This is a genomic window from Flavobacterium sp. CSZ, assembly GCF_015350725.1.
GTDB lineage: Bacteria > Bacteroidota > Bacteroidia > Flavobacteriales > Flavobacteriaceae > Flavobacterium.
Genome location: NZ_JADKPQ010000011.1, coordinates 65,605 through 82,027, shown reverse-complemented (window position 1 = coordinate 82,027; position 16,423 = coordinate 65,605). Strand labels below are relative to the sequence as shown.

At 32.4% G+C, this 16,423-nt stretch carries 14 protein-coding genes and 1 pseudogene; 5 read left to right on the top strand and 10 right to left on the bottom strand.

Annotation, left to right across the window (positions count from 1 at the left end; all coding sequences use genetic code 11):
• Positions 1–15 precede the first annotated feature (15 nt).
• The 3 genes from IRZ78_RS14020 to IRZ78_RS14010 all read left to right on the top strand — a co-directional run bounded on the left by IRZ78_RS14020 (position 16) and on the right by IRZ78_RS14010 (position 3,221).
• On the top strand, positions 16–1,473 hold the full coding sequence (locus IRZ78_RS14020; RefSeq protein ID WP_194617152.1) for a SusD/RagB family nutrient-binding outer membrane lipoprotein: 1,458 nt from the start codon (positions 16–18) through the stop codon (positions 1,471–1,473).
• Between the two features lie 175 nt (positions 1,474–1,648).
• Positions 1,649–2,383 carry a 23S rRNA (guanosine(2251)-2'-O)-methyltransferase RlmB gene (rlmB, locus tag IRZ78_RS14015; protein ID WP_194617151.1) on the top strand — a complete coding sequence of 245 codons (735 nt, stop codon included), beginning with the start codon at positions 1,649–1,651 and terminating at the stop codon, positions 2,381–2,383.
• A 106-nt stretch (positions 2,384–2,489) separates the two neighbouring features.
• Entirely contained in the window at positions 2,490–3,221 is a 732-nt protein-coding gene (locus IRZ78_RS14010) for a DUF2490 domain-containing protein (protein ID WP_228520488.1), read from the top strand.
• A gap of 6 nt (positions 3,222–3,227) precedes the next feature.
• On the opposite strand, the gene IRZ78_RS26170 is transcribed toward IRZ78_RS14010, so the two are convergent.
• From IRZ78_RS26170 to IRZ78_RS14000, 3 genes are all read right to left on the bottom strand, one after another.
• Entirely contained in the window at positions 3,228–3,404 is a 177-nt protein-coding gene (locus IRZ78_RS26170) for a hypothetical protein (RefSeq protein ID WP_228520487.1), read from the bottom strand.
• Positions 3,404–3,631: a hypothetical protein gene (locus IRZ78_RS26165; protein WP_228520486.1), complete on the bottom strand. Its 228-nt coding sequence runs from the start codon at positions 3,629–3,631 to the stop codon at positions 3,404–3,406. The genes IRZ78_RS26170 and IRZ78_RS26165 overlap by 1 nt, the downstream gene beginning before the upstream one ends.
• 167 nt (positions 3,632–3,798) lie before the next feature.
• On the bottom strand, positions 3,799–4,563 hold the full coding sequence (locus IRZ78_RS14000) for a rhomboid family intramembrane serine protease (protein ID WP_194617150.1): 765 nt from the start codon (positions 4,561–4,563) through the stop codon (positions 3,799–3,801).
• A 152-nt stretch (positions 4,564–4,715) separates the two neighbouring features.
• Between IRZ78_RS14000 and IRZ78_RS13995 the strand changes: the two genes are divergently transcribed.
• The gene (locus IRZ78_RS13995; protein ID WP_194617149.1) at positions 4,716–5,993 is read left to right on the top strand and encodes a replication-associated recombination protein A; all 1,278 of its coding nucleotides are present in this window, start codon (positions 4,716–4,718) and stop codon (positions 5,991–5,993) included.
• A gap of 14 nt (positions 5,994–6,007) precedes the next feature.
• Here the strand turns inward: IRZ78_RS13995 and IRZ78_RS13990 are convergent, their stop codons facing one another.
• From IRZ78_RS13990 to IRZ78_RS13960, 7 genes and pseudogenes are all read right to left on the bottom strand, one after another.
• Positions 6,008–6,751 carry a hypothetical protein gene (locus tag IRZ78_RS13990; RefSeq protein ID WP_194617148.1) on the bottom strand — a complete coding sequence of 248 codons (744 nt, stop codon included), beginning with the start codon at positions 6,749–6,751 and terminating at the stop codon, positions 6,008–6,010.
• A gap of 2 nt (positions 6,752–6,753) precedes the next feature.
• Positions 6,754–7,440: a YjjG family noncanonical pyrimidine nucleotidase gene (locus IRZ78_RS13985; RefSeq protein WP_194617147.1), complete on the bottom strand. Its 687-nt coding sequence runs from the start codon at positions 7,438–7,440 to the stop codon at positions 6,754–6,756.
• Between the two features lie 3 nt (positions 7,441–7,443).
• Positions 7,444–8,131, bottom strand: a pseudogene (gene radC, locus IRZ78_RS13980) (DNA repair protein RadC).
• On the bottom strand, positions 8,132–8,317 hold the full coding sequence (locus IRZ78_RS13975) for a GNAT family N-acetyltransferase (protein ID WP_228520485.1): 186 nt from the start codon (positions 8,315–8,317) through the stop codon (positions 8,132–8,134).
• Positions 8,318–8,338: 21 nt separating this feature from the next.
• Positions 8,339–8,995, bottom strand: coding sequence for a hypothetical protein (locus IRZ78_RS13970; protein WP_194617146.1), 657 nt, complete (start codon positions 8,993–8,995; stop codon positions 8,339–8,341).
• 11 nt (positions 8,996–9,006) lie between these two features.
• Positions 9,007–10,362 (bottom strand): Mur ligase family protein, encoded by a 1,356-nt coding sequence (locus IRZ78_RS13965; protein WP_194617145.1) that lies wholly within the window; start codon positions 10,360–10,362, stop codon positions 9,007–9,009.
• Between the two features lie 58 nt (positions 10,363–10,420).
• On the bottom strand, positions 10,421–11,107 hold the full coding sequence (locus IRZ78_RS13960; protein WP_194617144.1) for a hypothetical protein: 687 nt from the start codon (positions 11,105–11,107) through the stop codon (positions 10,421–10,423).
• A gap of 130 nt (positions 11,108–11,237) precedes the next feature.
• Here IRZ78_RS13960 and IRZ78_RS13955 point away from each other — a divergent pair, with 130 nt between their 5' ends.
• Positions 11,238–16,418 carry a carboxypeptidase-like regulatory domain-containing protein gene (locus IRZ78_RS13955; RefSeq protein ID WP_194617143.1) on the top strand — a complete coding sequence of 1,727 codons (5,181 nt, stop codon included), beginning with the start codon at positions 11,238–11,240 and terminating at the stop codon, positions 16,416–16,418.
• The last annotated feature ends 5 nt before the right edge of the window (positions 16,419–16,423 follow it).

Below are 16,423 nucleotides of genomic sequence, written 5' to 3'. Positions count from 1 at the left end.
TAATTCAAAAAAATCATGAAAAAATATAAAGTCATCTTACTTTTGGTGATTGCGTCACTTTCATTAAATTCTTGTTCAGAGGATAAAATGGACGAAATCAACAAAAACGTAAACGATCCACTAGATGTGCCAACTCGTTTTGCCATCACCGACGCTATGACAAGTACTGCATTTAGCAATACTGGTTCAGACCTATCTTTCTACACTGGTGTTTATGTAGAATTAAACGCAGGTGGTTTTGGTCAAATGTACAATGCAGAGACGAGAAATGGGGAGCCTAAAAACCAGACTACTTTTAACAACTCTTGGAACAGTATATATCAAACAATGTACAACCTAAAGTTGATAATAAACAAATGTACAACTGGTGAAGAAAAAGGTAACACGGCAACATTAGGTGCTGCACAAGTTCTATACGCATACAATTTAGCTTTGCTAACAGATATGTTTGGAGACGTTCCTTTTACTGAGGCTTTTCAACCTGGAGTAATTTTTACACCTAAATTAGACCGTCAGGAAGACCTTTATAAAATTGTTTTCGCAACTCTGGAAGATGCGATTGTTAATTTAGGAAAAACATCAACTTATGCATCTTTAGGATCTCAGGATTTAATATACGGAGGAGACAATGCTAAATGGATAAAAGCAGCTAATGGTTTATTAGCTCGTTACACACTTCGTCTTTCTTTTAAAAATCCTGATTATGCAAAAGTATTGACTTACGTAAGTAAGTCTTTTACAAGCAAAAGTGAAGAATTTAAAATGAAAAATGCGAATATCCCGAATCCTTATTTCCAATTCGATAATGATAGAGGTTATTTATTTGCGAGCAAAAGTTTACATGATAAATTACTTACAAAAACTGGTGATCCACGTACTACAGGTTATTTTGAACCTATAAGAAAATCATCTGGTGCACCTCTTACTTACGAGTTTTTCATCAATGGTGTTAGTCTTCAAAGTCAAAACTACTCGTATTCAGCATTATTAGATGCAAGTAATCCGATATTTATGTTAAGCTACCACGAACTATTGTTCATTAAAGCAGAAGCAGAAGCAAGAAACTCAGCTGCTGTTACAAGCACAGCTAGTTTGACTGCTGCAGTAAATGCTGCTTTCAATAAAGATGAAGCAACTAATTTTTCAACTACAAATGCAACAACTTATGTTGCTGGATTGGGTATTGTAACTAATGCTGATTTATTAAAAGAAATTGCTGTACAAAAATACCTTTCTTTCTACGAAAACGAATCTGCTGAAGCATACAATGATTACAGACGTTTATTAGCTATGTACGGTTCTGCAGCTGCACATCCAATTCAATTGGCAAACCCATTGAATACAACTCAATTCCCACTTAGATTGCCTTATGGTGATTCTGATGTATCTGCAAACAGTAATGTTAAAGCAGCATTTGGAGATGGAAATTATGTTTATACAGAAAAAGTTTGGTGGGCTGGAGGTACTAGATAATAGTATTCTTTAAATCTAAAAACAACTTCAAAAAAGGGCACTTATCTTATGATGAGTGCCCTTTTTACTTTTAGAGATTTCAACAAAACCTTTTGTCAAAATATAAAACGATTACTTATGTCACTCTCTTTTCAGAGTGATTTTTTTTTGCAAACATTATCCCTATATTTGTCCCATGGAAAAAGAACATCAAATATTTGGAATTAGAGCCATTATAGAAGCAATTCAAGCAGGTAAAGAAGTCGATAAGGTATTTATACAAAAAGAGATTTCAGGAGAATTAATGAAAGATTTAATGAAGGTGATGAAACGCGCTAACATTAATTTCTCTTATGTACCTGTAGAAAAATTAAATCGATTAACTCCAAATAATCACCAGGGAGCAGTTGCAACCATCTCCCCTATTGGTTTTATAGAACTGGAACATTTAGTTGAATCAACCATTGCATCTGGAACTAAACCTTTATTTTTAATATTAGATCAGATTTCTGATGCCCGTAATTTTGGAGCTATCATAAGAACAGCAGAATGTACTGGTGTAAACGGAATCATTGTACAAAAATCTGGTTCTGCCCCAGTAAATGGAGACACCGTTAAAACATCAGCAGGGGCTGTATTTAATGTGCCTATTTGTAAAGTTGAACATATCAAAGATGCTATTTTCTATCTTCAGGGATCAGGTATCAAAACTGTTGCCGCAACTGAAAAAACAGATCAGAATATATATGACGTTACATTAAATGAACCTCTAGCTATTATTATGGGATCTGAAGAAAGAGGAATAAACCCTTCTGTACTTAAAATCGTTGACGAAAAAGCAAAACTACCAATGTTTGGATCAATAGGATCTCTAAACGTTTCTGTAGCTTGTGGCGCATTTTTATACGAGACTGTTAGACAAAGAAGCTAAATAGTATTGAGGAATTAGGTGGACAAATAAATATAATAATTGATGTCTTTAAACCCTAATCACAAAACACCATCCAAAGAAAACCGGTTTAATACTTGTAATTGTATTGATTACAAGTATTAAATACGGACAAACTACTACATACAACCAATTTTGGAATGAAATTCAATTTAACAGGACGATCAACGAAAAATGGTCGGCTGAATTAAATCTTGGGGCTCTTTATAGCAGCACAGAATCTTCTTCTAATATTTTTCAACAAAACATACAGCGTTCTGCACGAGTTTGGGGACATTATTACTTTTCTCCCCGGTGGAAATTTTCATCTTTCATTGCTCACAATTATAATAAAGATGTTCCGGAAATTGGTCATTTTAAATCTCCCAAAGTTAGATTTGCTTTACAAGGAATTTACTATTTTCACAAAACAGGTTACACCTTAAGTACCCGAATGAGAATGGAATTGAGACATATGCGAAATGAAGAGAAAGACTATGATAATGTTAGATATCGCCAACAAATAAATTACATTCAACCTATAAACAGTAAAGTTTTAAGAGAAAGTGTTGTTTATGCAATTGCTTCAGATGAGCTCTCCTTTAAATCGGGAACAAAAGTAACAGGCCTTAGCTTCTTTGACAACCGGCTAAATCTTGGTGCAGGATATTTATTTAATGACGACATACAAGTCGAAGTAACTTACGCCAACCAATACCTACTCAGGGACGAGGAAAATCAAATTGTGAATGTGGCGTCTTTGACTGTTACTTTTAATAATCTATTTAAAAACTTGAATAAAAAGTTACATCATAAAAACGAAGCTTCAAGTGAAGATTAGTACTTTTTATTTATCATATTTTTTCAAAAAACAAGCCAGCTGTTTTACTGTAGCACCTTTATGTAATTTGAAATCATAATTACGAACAAACTCTGTTCCTTCCATATTAATTTCAGCTACGACAGCTTCAAACTTAGAAAAAGCTTCAATATCTTTTTGATCTATTAAATAAAGCACTTGCATCACTGAATCGCTATTGCTGTACTAAGCACAGTAATGTCTTCGTTTATAAATATTTTTAACCGAAGATGAATCCCTAAATCATCTTTAATTTTAACGCCATCTTTTTTAGCAGGAAATGGCGAAGGCTGCAGCGCTATAAAAAAATGTTCTTTATCTGTTACAATATTAATTTTTAATGATTTTGATATTGTGGTATAAAAATTGGCTGGCTCTAAATAGTATGTCACAGTACCATCAGCAAGCACTCGATTCTTTATATCGCATTGCGCATGGTTTTTTGAACTAATTAAGAGTAATAAAAAAACAAGTGTAAAGTTTATTTTTTCTCATTACACATTAATTGAAATTAGAATATAAGCAAAATAGTCATTTAAATGAATTCAAATCTTGCACTTTACATTTTATCCTCTGATTCTGTTTTGGTTACAGTATAATTAACTGAAACATCAGAATTATAATAAGTCGAAAAATACTCCGGTTCTTCTTCTGGTGTTTCAGTATTTACGAAATTTCCATTTTCATCAAAATGTTTCATAAACGCATCTTCTTCAGGATTAAAATCAGGCTTTTGCCATTCGTAAACAATTGGCTTCGTATATTCTGGTGTTTTATAGATCAAAGACATCCCAAATCCGGTAATAAAGCCAGCCAAATGGCCTTCCCAGGAAATTGTCTTATCTACATCGGGAAAAACATACCAAATCATTCCGCCATAAAGTAAAATTACCGATAATGAAAGTGCTACTAAGCGATAATAACGAGTTTGAATTCCTTTAAAAAAAATAAAACTAACCAAAACATAAATCAATCCACTTGCACCAATATGATAATTTTCACGACCAATAACCCAAGTTATTAAACCAGAAAATAAAATCCCGAAAGCAATAACAGCAAAAGATTGTTTGGGATAAAAAAACTGCATAGCCGCCAATAATACAAGTAGCGGGATAGAATTATTATATAAATGATCTAGATTTTCATGAATAAAAGGACTAAACAAAACACCTTGTAAACCTGAAAAGTCACGTGGATAAATACCATGTTGATAAAAATCAAAATCGAAGCGGATTTGCATCCAATAAACAATCCACAAAAAAAGAACAAACAAAACAGGAAGACCAATAACGGCATTCGAAAATTTAAATTGGTTATCATTCATTATTTTTGGAAATAAAGTTAAAAAGACAATATCAAAAAACTATCCAATTACAATTTACTGATAATTTGTCAGCTAAAGCCTTTATGCCCTTTGTTATGATTTGTAACCCTTTTTTAACTATGAAATTAAAATTGAAATAGTAATTTTACAGAATGGAAGCACCTTTAGCCGAGCGTATTCGCCCACAGCAATTAGAAGATTACATTAGTCAAAGTCATTTGGTTGGACCAAACGGTTCGCTAACGCAACAAATTTCGAAAGGAATTATTCCGTCATTGATATTTTGGGGGCCTCCGGGTACAGGAAAAACAACCTTGGCCCAAATTATTGCTCAGGAATCAAAGCGCCCATTTTACATCTTGAGCGCTATAAATTCGGGCGTAAAAGATATTCGTGATGTAATTGAAAAAGCCAAACAAAGCGGCGGATTGTTTACTGCAAAAAATCCTATTTTATTTATTGATGAGATTCACCGATTTAGTAAATCCCAACAAGACTCACTTTTGGCAGCAGTGGAAAAAGGATGGATTACACTTATTGGTGCGACGACAGAGAATCCGAGTTTTGAAGTTATTCCTGCATTATTGTCACGTTGCCAGGTCTATATACTAAATGCCTTTACAAAAGCAGATCTTGAAGCTTTATTACATCGTGCCGTGAAAACAGATACTTATCTGGCTTCCAAAAGTATCACACTAAAAGAAACAGAAGCTTTGCTCCGACTTTCTGGCGGAGACGGAAGAAAATTATTGAACATTTTTGAACTTGTCGTAAATGCTTCATCCGGTGATGAAATAATTATTACAAACGATCGGGTTTTCGAACTGGTTCAGCAAAATACTGTTTTGTATGACAAAAGTGGCGAGCAACATTATGATATTGTTTCGGCCTTTATAAAATCAATACGAGGCAGTGATCCAAATGGAGCGGTTTATTGGCTGGCAAGAATGATTGAAGGTGGTGAAGATGTAAAATTTATTGCCAGAAGGATGCTTATTTTATCTAGTGAGGATATCGGTAATGCGAATCCAACGGCTTTTATAATGGCCAATAACACTTTTCAGGCCGTAACTACAATTGGTTATCCTGAAAGCCGAATTATATTAAGCCAATGTGCTATTTATTTGGCAACCTCGCCAAAAAGCAATGCGTCTTATATGGCTATTGGCAATGCACAGCAATTGGTAAAACAAACAGGAGACTTGCCTGTTCCTATTCATTTAAGAAATGCACCTACCAAACTTATGAAAGAATTAGGTTATGGTGATGATTATAAATATTCGCACGATTATGCTAATAATTTTGCAGAACAGGAATTTTTACCTGACGCCATAAAAAAAACGGTTCTTTATAATCCGGGAAACAATTCAAGAGAGAATAGCAACCGCGAATTTTTAAAGAACCGTTGGAAAGATAAATACGGGTATTAAACCGTATTTTATTTTTAGAATTTCACTACCACTTTTTCAGATATTAATTGATCATTTTTGTAATACTCAAAAAACCATTGATTGTCTTTTGCATTTAATGATCCCTGAATACCATCTTTTATCGCAATAAATGAATCCGGACGAGATGTTTTTAACAACTTCATTACTACTTTAGGAGTTTTGTCAATTAACTGATATCCGTTTTCTGTTGGTTGGGCATATAATAAGTTCGGGTCTGTGATATCTGCAACTGGAGCCGATACAACTACTGATGCTGCGACATTTTGAGGAGTTGCAGGAACCGAAGCAGTAACTTTTGCTGTATTAGCATTTGTTCCGTTATATTTATAATTCAGCGCATTTATAGAAACAAACGCCAACTCAAGACTTTCTCTGTAGGCAGATTCATATTCTTTCTCTTTGCTTTTCCCTACTTGTGAAGTATAAATAACCTTTCCGTAACAATCTCTAAATTCTAAATAAAGTTTAGTTATTAAAAATCCATTATCTCTTTTTACATCAACATATAATAGATCACAACGATCAGCAAATCCTGCAGGAAGTTGTTCATTAGCATAAAAAGCCTGAAAACCGGCTTTTACTAAATTTGCCTTAGTCATCGTTGATAACCTATATTGATTTTCTGTTTTAAGAAAATCATATTTTAAAGGTACAATAACTGCTTTGTAATCATTAACACTTTGTGAAAATCCAATCACTGAGGTAAGAAGTGCTATCAACAAAAATTTAATTCTCATAATTATAAATATTTTTTAAGTTCTAATAAATGGTTTATTTGTTTTATGTTTTCCGGGGCTGTAATTTTTTTGTCATTAAAAAAGATAGCATCCAGACCAGCATTTAAAGCCCCATTGACATCGGCGTCAAGGCAATCACCAATCATTATACTATTCTCTTTTGATGCTTTAGCAAAATTTACAGCATAATCAAAGATAATACTATTTGGCTTTTTTACGCCCGCCAATTCAGAATTTGTTATAGTCTCGAAATATCCAGAAAGTAAGGCATTATTAATTTTCTTATCCTGAACATTGGCAAAACCATTGGTAATGATATGTAGTCTGTACTTTGGTCGCAAGTATTCTAAAACTTCAATTGCACCATCAAAGAGATGGTTATTATCAGTTAAAAACTCTATATAATCATTTGCAATTTGATTGATATTTTCATCAGAAATCTCAATATTCAAAGCATCAAAAGAAAACTTTAATCTATTGTAGCGTAATTCTAAGTGTGTAATTTTATCGTTTTGATAAAGCTTCCAGCATTCCTGATTTATAGGAGCGTATTTTTCTATAAAATCCTGTATTTTAATTTCAGGAAATCTGTTCTTAAAAATTCGATCAAAAGCCATCTCTGAGTTCTTATCAAAATCCCAAAGGGTATGATCTAAATCAAAAAAAACATCGGTAATATTTGTGTTCATCTGTTAAAAAATTCCTTCATCTACAAAACTATAATATTTTGTTTCAGTAATAATCAAATGATCTAAAACTTTAACATCTAAACTCTCACCTGCCCCTTTTAGTTTTTTTGTAATTTCTTTGTCTGCCTTACTGGGCTCTAAGTTACCTGAGGGATGATTATGACACAAAATCAGGCCTGTAGCGCCATTTTTAGTGCTAATTTTAATACAAGACACACATCAACAATTGTTCCTGTCATTCCCCCTTTACTAGGTTGGGATTTAGAAATCATCTTATTGGAATTATTAAGAAAAAGCACCCAAAATTCTTCATGTACTAATTCACCAATAATAGGGTGCATCATTTCGAATATTTTTTTACTAGAAGTAACTTTTATTAAATAAACCTCATCTTCGGCCCTTCTGCGGCGACCCAGCTCCAATGCGGCATAATTGTAATTGCCTTGGACTCTCCTATTCCTTTATAATTAACTAATTGCGAAACAGACATTTTACCTAACGCGTTCAAACTATCGACACTGGATAAAATTCTTTTGCTTAAAGCTACAGCAGACTCATTTCGACTTCCCGAACCAATTAAAATAGCAATTAATTCAGCGTTGCTCAAAGCCTCTTTACCTTTAAGCATTAATTTTTCACGAGGACGATCTTCTTCTGACCATTCTGAGATTCGGAAAAAAGTAGCGTCCATTTATTGTAATGTATTAATTGATTTGCTCATGTAAATACTATTTAACAACCCCACATATGGTTCGTAATTTTCTACAATTTCAAAACCTGCCTTTTGGTACAAACTAATCGCTTCTGTTTGCTTGTACAGCGTTTCTAAAATAATCACTTCAAAACCCTGGTCTATAGCTTCTTTTTCCAGTCGCAATTTCGATTGGCTTTATATTAATTATTTCACATTGAAGTGTATAATCTTTTTTATCCCCCAAAAACCTTCTTTGGTGTACAAAACCAATTTCTTCTTTTTGACCTCGTCGTTATCCAAATTTTTTAATTCACCAATAACTGCCGAATCATAACCATTAAACTTACTAAGGCTAAAGTTACCATTTTGCATTGTTGCATCATGATATTCAATCCTTGAAAATCGATTGATGCTATTTCTCCCTCCAGTTCCGTAAATAAATCTGTCGATGCTATAAAATTGTATTACTGTTGACTTATCCTTAACAGAATAATCCATTAAAGACTTATAAATAATATCAGATACTGTTCCAAAACTAAGAAAAGAAATCATGATGCCCATTAATAACAAAAGCAAAAAACAGCCAATCTTATCAAGGATTGATGTAGTATCTGAATAATATTTAACAAAAGAATTAAACTTAAAATAAAAGAAAATCATCCCCAGTAGCATGGGTAGATAAATAAATGTTATATGACAAAGAATTCCCTCATTTAGATACTGGTTATACCAGAAAAGCCAATTTAAAATTCCGAAAACAGAAAAACCAACTAATAACTTATACAGTTTTTTATCACTACGTTTTATTTCATTTTTTAACTGTCTTTTTCTTTGTTTTAATTCATTAGTCCTTCTATCCATTTCATATAAAACTACTCAATTAAACCTTTTACATCATCAAAGTTTAATCCTCCGTAATTTCCTGAACTCATCAATAACAAAGCAGAATTATCAAGATTTAAATTAAATAAATATTCTTTGAACTCAGCCGGGTTTGTATAAATAACTAAATCTTTTCGATTGAAAGCTGTTGCAATTTGTTCATAGGTTACCTCTTCTAATTGCTTAATTTTTACAGCATCCGGAGAATAGAAAACTACAGCAACATCTGCATATTCTAAAGCTCCTTCATATTCTTTTAAAAATTCGGCATTTAAACTACTATAAGTATGCAATTCCAGACAAGCTACCAAAGTCCTGTTTGGGTACTGCTCTTTTACTGCTTTTGTGGTTGCAGCCACTTTACTAGGAGAATGTGCAAAATCTTTATAGGCCACTTTTCCTTTTCCTTCAGCAATTTTTTCTAAACGTTTCGATGCGCCTTTAAAACTTGCAATTGCTTCATAGAAATCAGCTTCGTCTACGCCCATGTTTTGGCAAATCCATTTTGCTCCAGCCAGATTATTCAAGTTGTGTGCACCAAAAACTTCGATTGGCATATCGCCTTCCGGAGTTTCTAATAAAGTAACTCCATCATTTACACTATATTTTGGAGTTGCATAAGCCAATTTACGAATAGGGTTTGTAGCGGCTTCAGCAACACGCTTTACTTCGGGGTCCTCTTCGTTATAAACCAGGATTCCTCCATTAGTAATTTTAGCTATGAAAATTTCGAATTGCTCGACATAATTTTCATAGGTTGGAAAAACATTGATATGATCCCAGGCAATTCCTGAAATTAAAGCAATATTTGGTTGATACAAATGAAATTTTGGACGTCTGTCTATAGGAGATGATAAATACTCATCGCCTTCCAGAACCATAAAGTCATTTTCTTCTGTAAGATGCACCATAGTATCAAAACCTTCAAGCTGTGCTCCTACCATATAATCAACTTCGATATTATGATAATGCATAACGTGCAAAATCATCGAAGTAATAGTTGTCTTTCCGTGAGAACCTCCAATAACAACACGCGTTTTATTTTTAGACTGCTCGTATAAAAACTCCGGATATGAGTAAATTTTCAATCCTAATTCCTGCGCTTTTAGCAATTCCGGATTATCCGCTTTTGCATGCATTCCTAAAATTATAGCATCAATATCGGCGGTTATTTTTTCAGGAAACCAACCTAATTCAGCAGGTAAAATTCCCTTTTTTTCTAATCTTGATTTTGATGGTTCAAAAATAGCATCATCACTACCTGTTACCTGATATCCTTTGTTATGCAATGCTAATGCTAAATTGTGCATGGCACTTCCGCCAATGGCGATGAAATGTGTTTTCATTTAAATTCCAATTTTTTAATTCCAAATTCCAATTAAACAGAATTCAATTTTGATCTTATTAAGCTTCAAATTTTTGTTTTAATTCTCTAGCTTTTTTAGTGTCTTTTAGATTATTCAAATATAAATTATATAATTTTTGAAACGTGGTTTTTGATTTACCAATTTCATGAGCCTTTATAAAGTTTTTTTCGGCTGCAGCATATCTCTTAAAATAAACATCTATTCTTCCTCTTGATAAATAACCATCAACGGGCGATAATTGCGCTAACTGATTTGAATATAAAATCGCTTTTGATTCGCTTCCGCCAAAAATTCCCGGCAACTGCAAGTATATTTCGATTAATGCCCATCTGGCCGGAATGTGTTTAGGGTCTAAAACAATAGCTTTTTCGAATGATTCTTTCATTTCACCAACCATTCCCAAAGCTTTTAACCTACTCACTTCCATAGCCCGCATGGCCAGACAGCCTCCATATTTATAAAAATAATCAGCTTCTGTAGGCTTTAATTCTTTCAGTTTTTTGAAATATTCGGCACCTTTTACCCATGATCTTTGATGAGCAGCAATTTCTCCCAAATACTCAATTGTTTTTACATCTAAAGGTTTGCTTTTTAAAACTCCTTCAAAAACAACCTGGGCTTCATCATATTTTTTTGCATGATATAGCTTTTCTGCTTTTTCAAAATTAGATTGTGACCAAATAAAAATTGGTACAAATAAAAAAAAGAGAAGCAGTTTTTTCATGTTTCAAAAATAGGGAAATATAAAACGTAACATTTGGTTTTGAAGATAAATTAGTAATTTGTACGAAATTTATTTTATCTGCATCCCAACCTTTATCAAAAAACTACTCTCTATATTCTAAAACTTACTTATGAAAAATATATTATTTATTTTCTTATTGTTCTCAACGGTCTTATTTGCGCAACAAAATGATAAAAACTGGGCTAAAGTTATTGACTTTGAAAACGAAGGGAAAGTTAAATCAGCGAATGAAATAGTTGATAAAATTTACAAAAAAGCAGTTTCGAATAAAGATGAAGCACAAATGATAAAAAGCTTTTTTTATCAATCTAAATATTTGCAGGTCCTTGATGAAAATGCACAAACCAAAATTTTAAACAATCTTAAAACAGATATCAATAGTGTTTCTATACCATCAAAAGCCATTTTGAATTTGGTTTATGCTCAATGTTTGAATAATTATTTAAACCGAAATAATTACAAACTTAAAAGCAGAACCAACACAACTGATCCTGACAGCGATTTTTTGACCTGGACAGAAAATAATTTTATTGCTCAAATTAATAATACTTTAAGCAAAACATTAGAAAATGAAGCAATCTTAAACAATAAATCACTAACAAAATATGAGGCGATTTTTGATTATCCTACTTTAGAAAAATTCACAAAGCAAACTTTGTATGATTATGTTATTAAGGAAAACATAACCATTTATACCTCAAAAATCCGTCAATGGGAGATTCAAAAAAATGATTTTATATCTATTAAAGAGCAACTTTTAGGAAATTCAAATGATTTTACAGAATTGAATTTTGATTTTGTATCTAATGAAAATTTACGCTTGCTTTTGAAATTATACCAAAAACAAGAAAAAAACAATCCATCTACAGAACATCAATGGGAACGCATACAATTTTCCATAACCAATTTAGTAGATACGGAAGACAGTTATTTTTCGTTATTAAATAAACTACAAAAAAACACAACCGATGATTTATTAATTCAAAAAATACATTTGGAAAAAGCTGCTTTTTTAATTCAAAAAGCATCAAAAAAAACTCATCCGGATTACAATATTAAGGCACTTGCAACTTTAGACAGTATTATAAAGGTTAACAATCGATCTAATGCATACAAATTAGCTATACAAAAAAAAGAAAACATTTTATACAAAAGCATACAAGCTCAACTTCAGCAATACACTTATGCAAACGAAAATACCAGAGCTTTACTTCGTTATAAAAATGTAGAAAGATTAAAAATCTCATTTTATAAAATCAATCAGAATCAGCTTAATGAATTTAAAAAATCAAATTATAAAAAAGATAGTTTGGGGAATTCTATTGTCGAAAAATCACAACCTCTCAAAAGTACAACTTACCCACTTTTAGATAAAAAAGATTTTTTCGAATATACCACAGAGGTTCTTTTACCGCAATTAGAAAAAGGTTCTTATTTGGTTTATTTTGAAAGTGACTCAGATTTAAAAGATAAAAAAGCATTTTCTTATGAAACCCTTTCCGTTTCAAACTTATCTGTCTTGGCATCTCAAACAGCATCAAAAGAAACATATCAGGTTCTTTATCGAAAAACCGGAAAACCAGTAGAAAATGTAACTATTAAATCTCCATCATTTTCTATTAAAACCGATAATAACGGAATAGCTATCAATAGTCAAAAACTCAACAACTATAATTATGAAAATTTAATTGTATCGACAGAAAATGACACACTTTCAATAAATAAAAATTACATCAATTATAACTCTGAATATCTGGCAAAGAATAATAAAAACGATCAGGATTCAGATGGTAAAGTAGAATTCTATCTCGACCGTGCTATTTATCGTCCCGGACAAACTGTTTATTACAAAGGAATCGCATTTTATAAAAAAGAAAATAAAAACGTAATATCGCCCAATACTTCTTTCAAAATTATTGTAGAAGATGTCAATGACAAAAGCTTCAAAGAATTTGAAATTACAACAAATGAATTTGGTTCTTTCTCCGGCGAATTTGACTTACCAAAAACCGGACTTACAGGTAGTTTCAAAATCAAAGCTGAAGAACCAATTGATTATGAAAAAGATATCATCTACGACAAAGAAGAAGATGACCATCCATTTTGGGATCATGTAGATCTTCAAAATTCAGAACTCGCATTTATAGTCGAAGAATACAAACGTCCTAAATTTGAAGTGACTTTTGATCCTAAAAAAGAAAGTTTTCAGGTTAACCAACCGATTAAAATAAAAGGAACAGCCAAAGCATTTGCAGGAAGCAACATTTCTGATGCCAAAGTAACTTACACAGTAACCCGATATACAAGTTATTATAGAAATTATTATGCGCAGGACAATAATGAAATTATAGCATCTGGCGAAACTAAAACCGATGCTTCAGGTAAGTTCATTATTGATTTTGTTGCCTTACCTTCTAAAAACAGTAAAAAAGATCAACTACCTGTTTTCAATTATAGTATAAAAGCCAATGTAACCGATATTAATGGTGAGAGCCACGACACAGAAACTACTGTAAAAGTAGGTTATCATGATTTAGTTCTTACCGCCTCTATTTCTGCTGTAATAGAGACCAAAAACAAAAATCAAATCAAACTATCGAGCACGAATTTAAATGGTGAATTTTTAGCTGCCAAAGGCGAAATCAAGATCTATTATATAAGTCCATTTTCGAATAAATTTAAAGAGAGAGTATTTCCTCAACCTGAAATCAAAACGATATCTGATCAGGAATTCGAGAAATTATTTCCATATGAAAATAATAAAAACACAAAAGATAGTATCAGGGAAATTTTAGTGTTTACTAAAGATATAGATACTCAAAAAGACAAATCTCTGGCATTAGACTTTATTTCAAACTATAAATCCGGGAATTATAAAGTTGTTTTTTCAGCAAAAGATACTTTTAAAAATACAATCGAAAACGTTTTGAATTTTGAACTTATTCAAAGCAAAGACAAATTCGATACTAATAAATTATTAAAAATTAATCAAATAAATGCAGATCCTAAAAAAGATGGTTTTGTAACATTAAAAATTACATCGGTTATTCCTGAACTTTATATTATAACCACAGGAAATTATGAAGGTGAAATATTTTCGCAGGAAACTTATCATCTTCAAAACAACGAAATAACACTTAAAATTCCGATCAAAAAAGAATTTAAAGAAACACTAAATATTGGTTTTGAAAGTATATTCGAAAATGAAACTTTTAATAATGAGATCGAAGTAGCCTTAAAAGACACATCTTCAAAATTAGAATTCAGCGTAGAAAGTTTTAGAAACAAAATCCAACCCGCAAGCAGCGAAAACTGGTCCTTTAAACTGAACGCGATAAATACAAAAAAAGAGGCCGAAGTTTTAGCATCTATGTACGATAGCTCACTGGATCAATTCACGACAAAAAACTGGAATATCCTTGGTTTTTATGATTATAACAGCAACGAAAACAATAAAAAATCACGCTTAGGTTTTGATAAAATATATGCTTCTATAAGCAATCTAAACTCTTCATACAGACGTATAGAGCTTAATAACGAAACCACTAAACTAATGTGGTTTGGATTTGATTTTAATAATGACCAAAGAGCTTATTACATTCAAAAAGAATATCAAAAAGAACTGACTAAAAAACTGAAGAAACCTAAAAATGCAAAAATCATCTACGGATCAGTAACTGATACATCGAACCAACCTCTTCCAGGAGTTGCAATTACAATAAAAGGAACTCAAAGAAGCACATCATCAGATTTTGATGGTTATTTCGAAATTGAAGCCGCAACAACAGAAGAACTTGTTTTTAGTTATATTGGTTCAAAAAGCCAAACTATTTTAATAACGAATCAAAAAAATATCACTGTTGTTTTAGAGAACGACGCAAATGGTTTGGAAGAAGTTGTTGTTGTAGGATATGGCAAAACAACTAAGAGAAGTTTGACCACTGCTGCCACTGTAAAATTAAAATCTGTCAGTTCAGAAGTTGTTGAGGAAGATAATACTGTTTACAATACTGCTGCTCCACAAGCTCTAGCCGGAAGAGCTGGAGGAATCGTAATAAGAGGCAATAATAACATTGGCGAAACTCCTTTATATGTTGTAGATGGAGAAATTACGAACGATATAAAGAATATCAATCCAAACGATATTCTCTCGATAGATGTTTTAAAAGGACCAAAAGCCACAGCACTTTACGGAAGCAGAGGTTCAAACGGCGTAATCATCATCACAACCAAAAAAGCCTTAGAAGCCTTAAACCAAGTAAAAGCCAGAAAAAATCTTTCTGAAACGGCTTTCTTCCTTCCAAATTTAAGAACTGATTCTACAGGAAAAGTAAATTTTAATTTTACTTCTCCGGAAGCTTTAACCGCCTGGAAACTTCGTTTATTGGCACATAATAAAGATGCCGTTTCCGGTTATTTAGAAAAAAGTGTTATTACACAAAAGGAATTAATGGTTCTACCAAATTTCCCACGATTCTTTAGAGAAAAAGATACGATTGTGATCTCTGCCAAAATTTCGAATATAACAGATCAGGCAAAAACCGGTATCGCCATTTTACAATTTTTCGATGCCGTAACCATGCAGCCTATCGATGCCAAGATGCTAAACGCAAAAAACGTAAGAAACTTTACTGTTGGTGCTTTTGGCAACACAACGGCGACTTGGACCATTTATATTCCTGAAGGTTTACAAGGGGTTCAATATAAAATCCTGGCCAAGTCAGGTAATTTTTCTGATGGGGAAGAAAATATACTTCCGGTTTTAACTAATAATATGTTGGTGACTGAAAGTATTCCTATCTGGGTTCGCGAGAATGCTACTAAACAATATACGTTTGAGAATTTAAAAAACAATACTTCAACAACTTTAAAAAATCATCAGCTTACGTTTGAATACACATCGAATCCTTCATGGATTGCGATTCAGTCTTTGCCTTATTTAATGCAATATGAGCATGAATGTGCAGAACAGACTTTCGCCCGTTTTTATGCCAATGCCTTGGCTTCAGAAATCATTTCGAGCAATCCGAAAATCGCAACCATTTTTGAAAATTGGAGAAAGAACGGAAAACTGAATTCGAAATTAGAAGAAAACGAAGAACTAAAATCAATCATTCTGGCTGAAACTCCCTGGCTGAAAGATGCCGAAAGCGAAGATGAAAAGAAAAGGAATCTTGCCCTTTTGTTTGATTTAGAAAAAATGAAAACCTCACAGGAGGCCACTTTCGAAAAATTAAAACAAAAACAACTACCATCAGGAGGCTTTTCATGGTTTGGAGGAAGTTCTTAAAGCGA

Coding starts and splice junctions, on each gene's coding strand:
- IRZ78_RS13955 (WP_194617143.1), top strand. CDS start 11,238: ATGAAAAATATATTATTTATTTTCTTATTGTTCTCAACGGTCTTATTT.
- IRZ78_RS13995 (WP_194617149.1), top strand. CDS start 4,716: ATGGAAGCACCTTTAGCCGAGCGTATTCGCCCACAGCAATTAGAAGAT.
- IRZ78_RS13965 (WP_194617145.1), bottom strand. CDS start 10,362: ATGAAAACACATTTCATCGCCATTGGCGGAAGTGCCATGCACAATTTA.
- IRZ78_RS14020 (WP_194617152.1), top strand. CDS start 16: ATGAAAAAATATAAAGTCATCTTACTTTTGGTGATTGCGTCACTTTCA.
- IRZ78_RS14000 (WP_194617150.1), bottom strand. CDS start 4,563: ATGAATGATAACCAATTTAAATTTTCGAATGCCGTTATTGGTCTTCCT.
- IRZ78_RS13960 (WP_194617144.1), bottom strand. CDS start 11,107: ATGAAAAAACTGCTTCTCTTTTTTTTATTTGTACCAATTTTTATTTGG.
- IRZ78_RS26170 (WP_228520487.1), bottom strand. CDS start 3,404: ATGCAAGTGCTTTATTTAATAGATCAAAAAGATATTGAAGCTTTTTCT.
- IRZ78_RS13970 (WP_194617146.1), bottom strand. CDS start 8,995: ATGGATAGAAGGACTAATGAATTAAAACAAAGAAAAAGACAGTTAAAA.
- rlmB (WP_194617151.1), top strand. CDS start 1,649: ATGGAAAAAGAACATCAAATATTTGGAATTAGAGCCATTATAGAAGCA.
- IRZ78_RS13990 (WP_194617148.1), bottom strand. CDS start 6,751: ATGAGAATTAAATTTTTGTTGATAGCACTTCTTACCTCAGTGATTGGA.
- IRZ78_RS13985 (WP_194617147.1), bottom strand. CDS start 7,440: ATGAACACAAATATTACCGATGTTTTTTTTGATTTAGATCATACCCTT.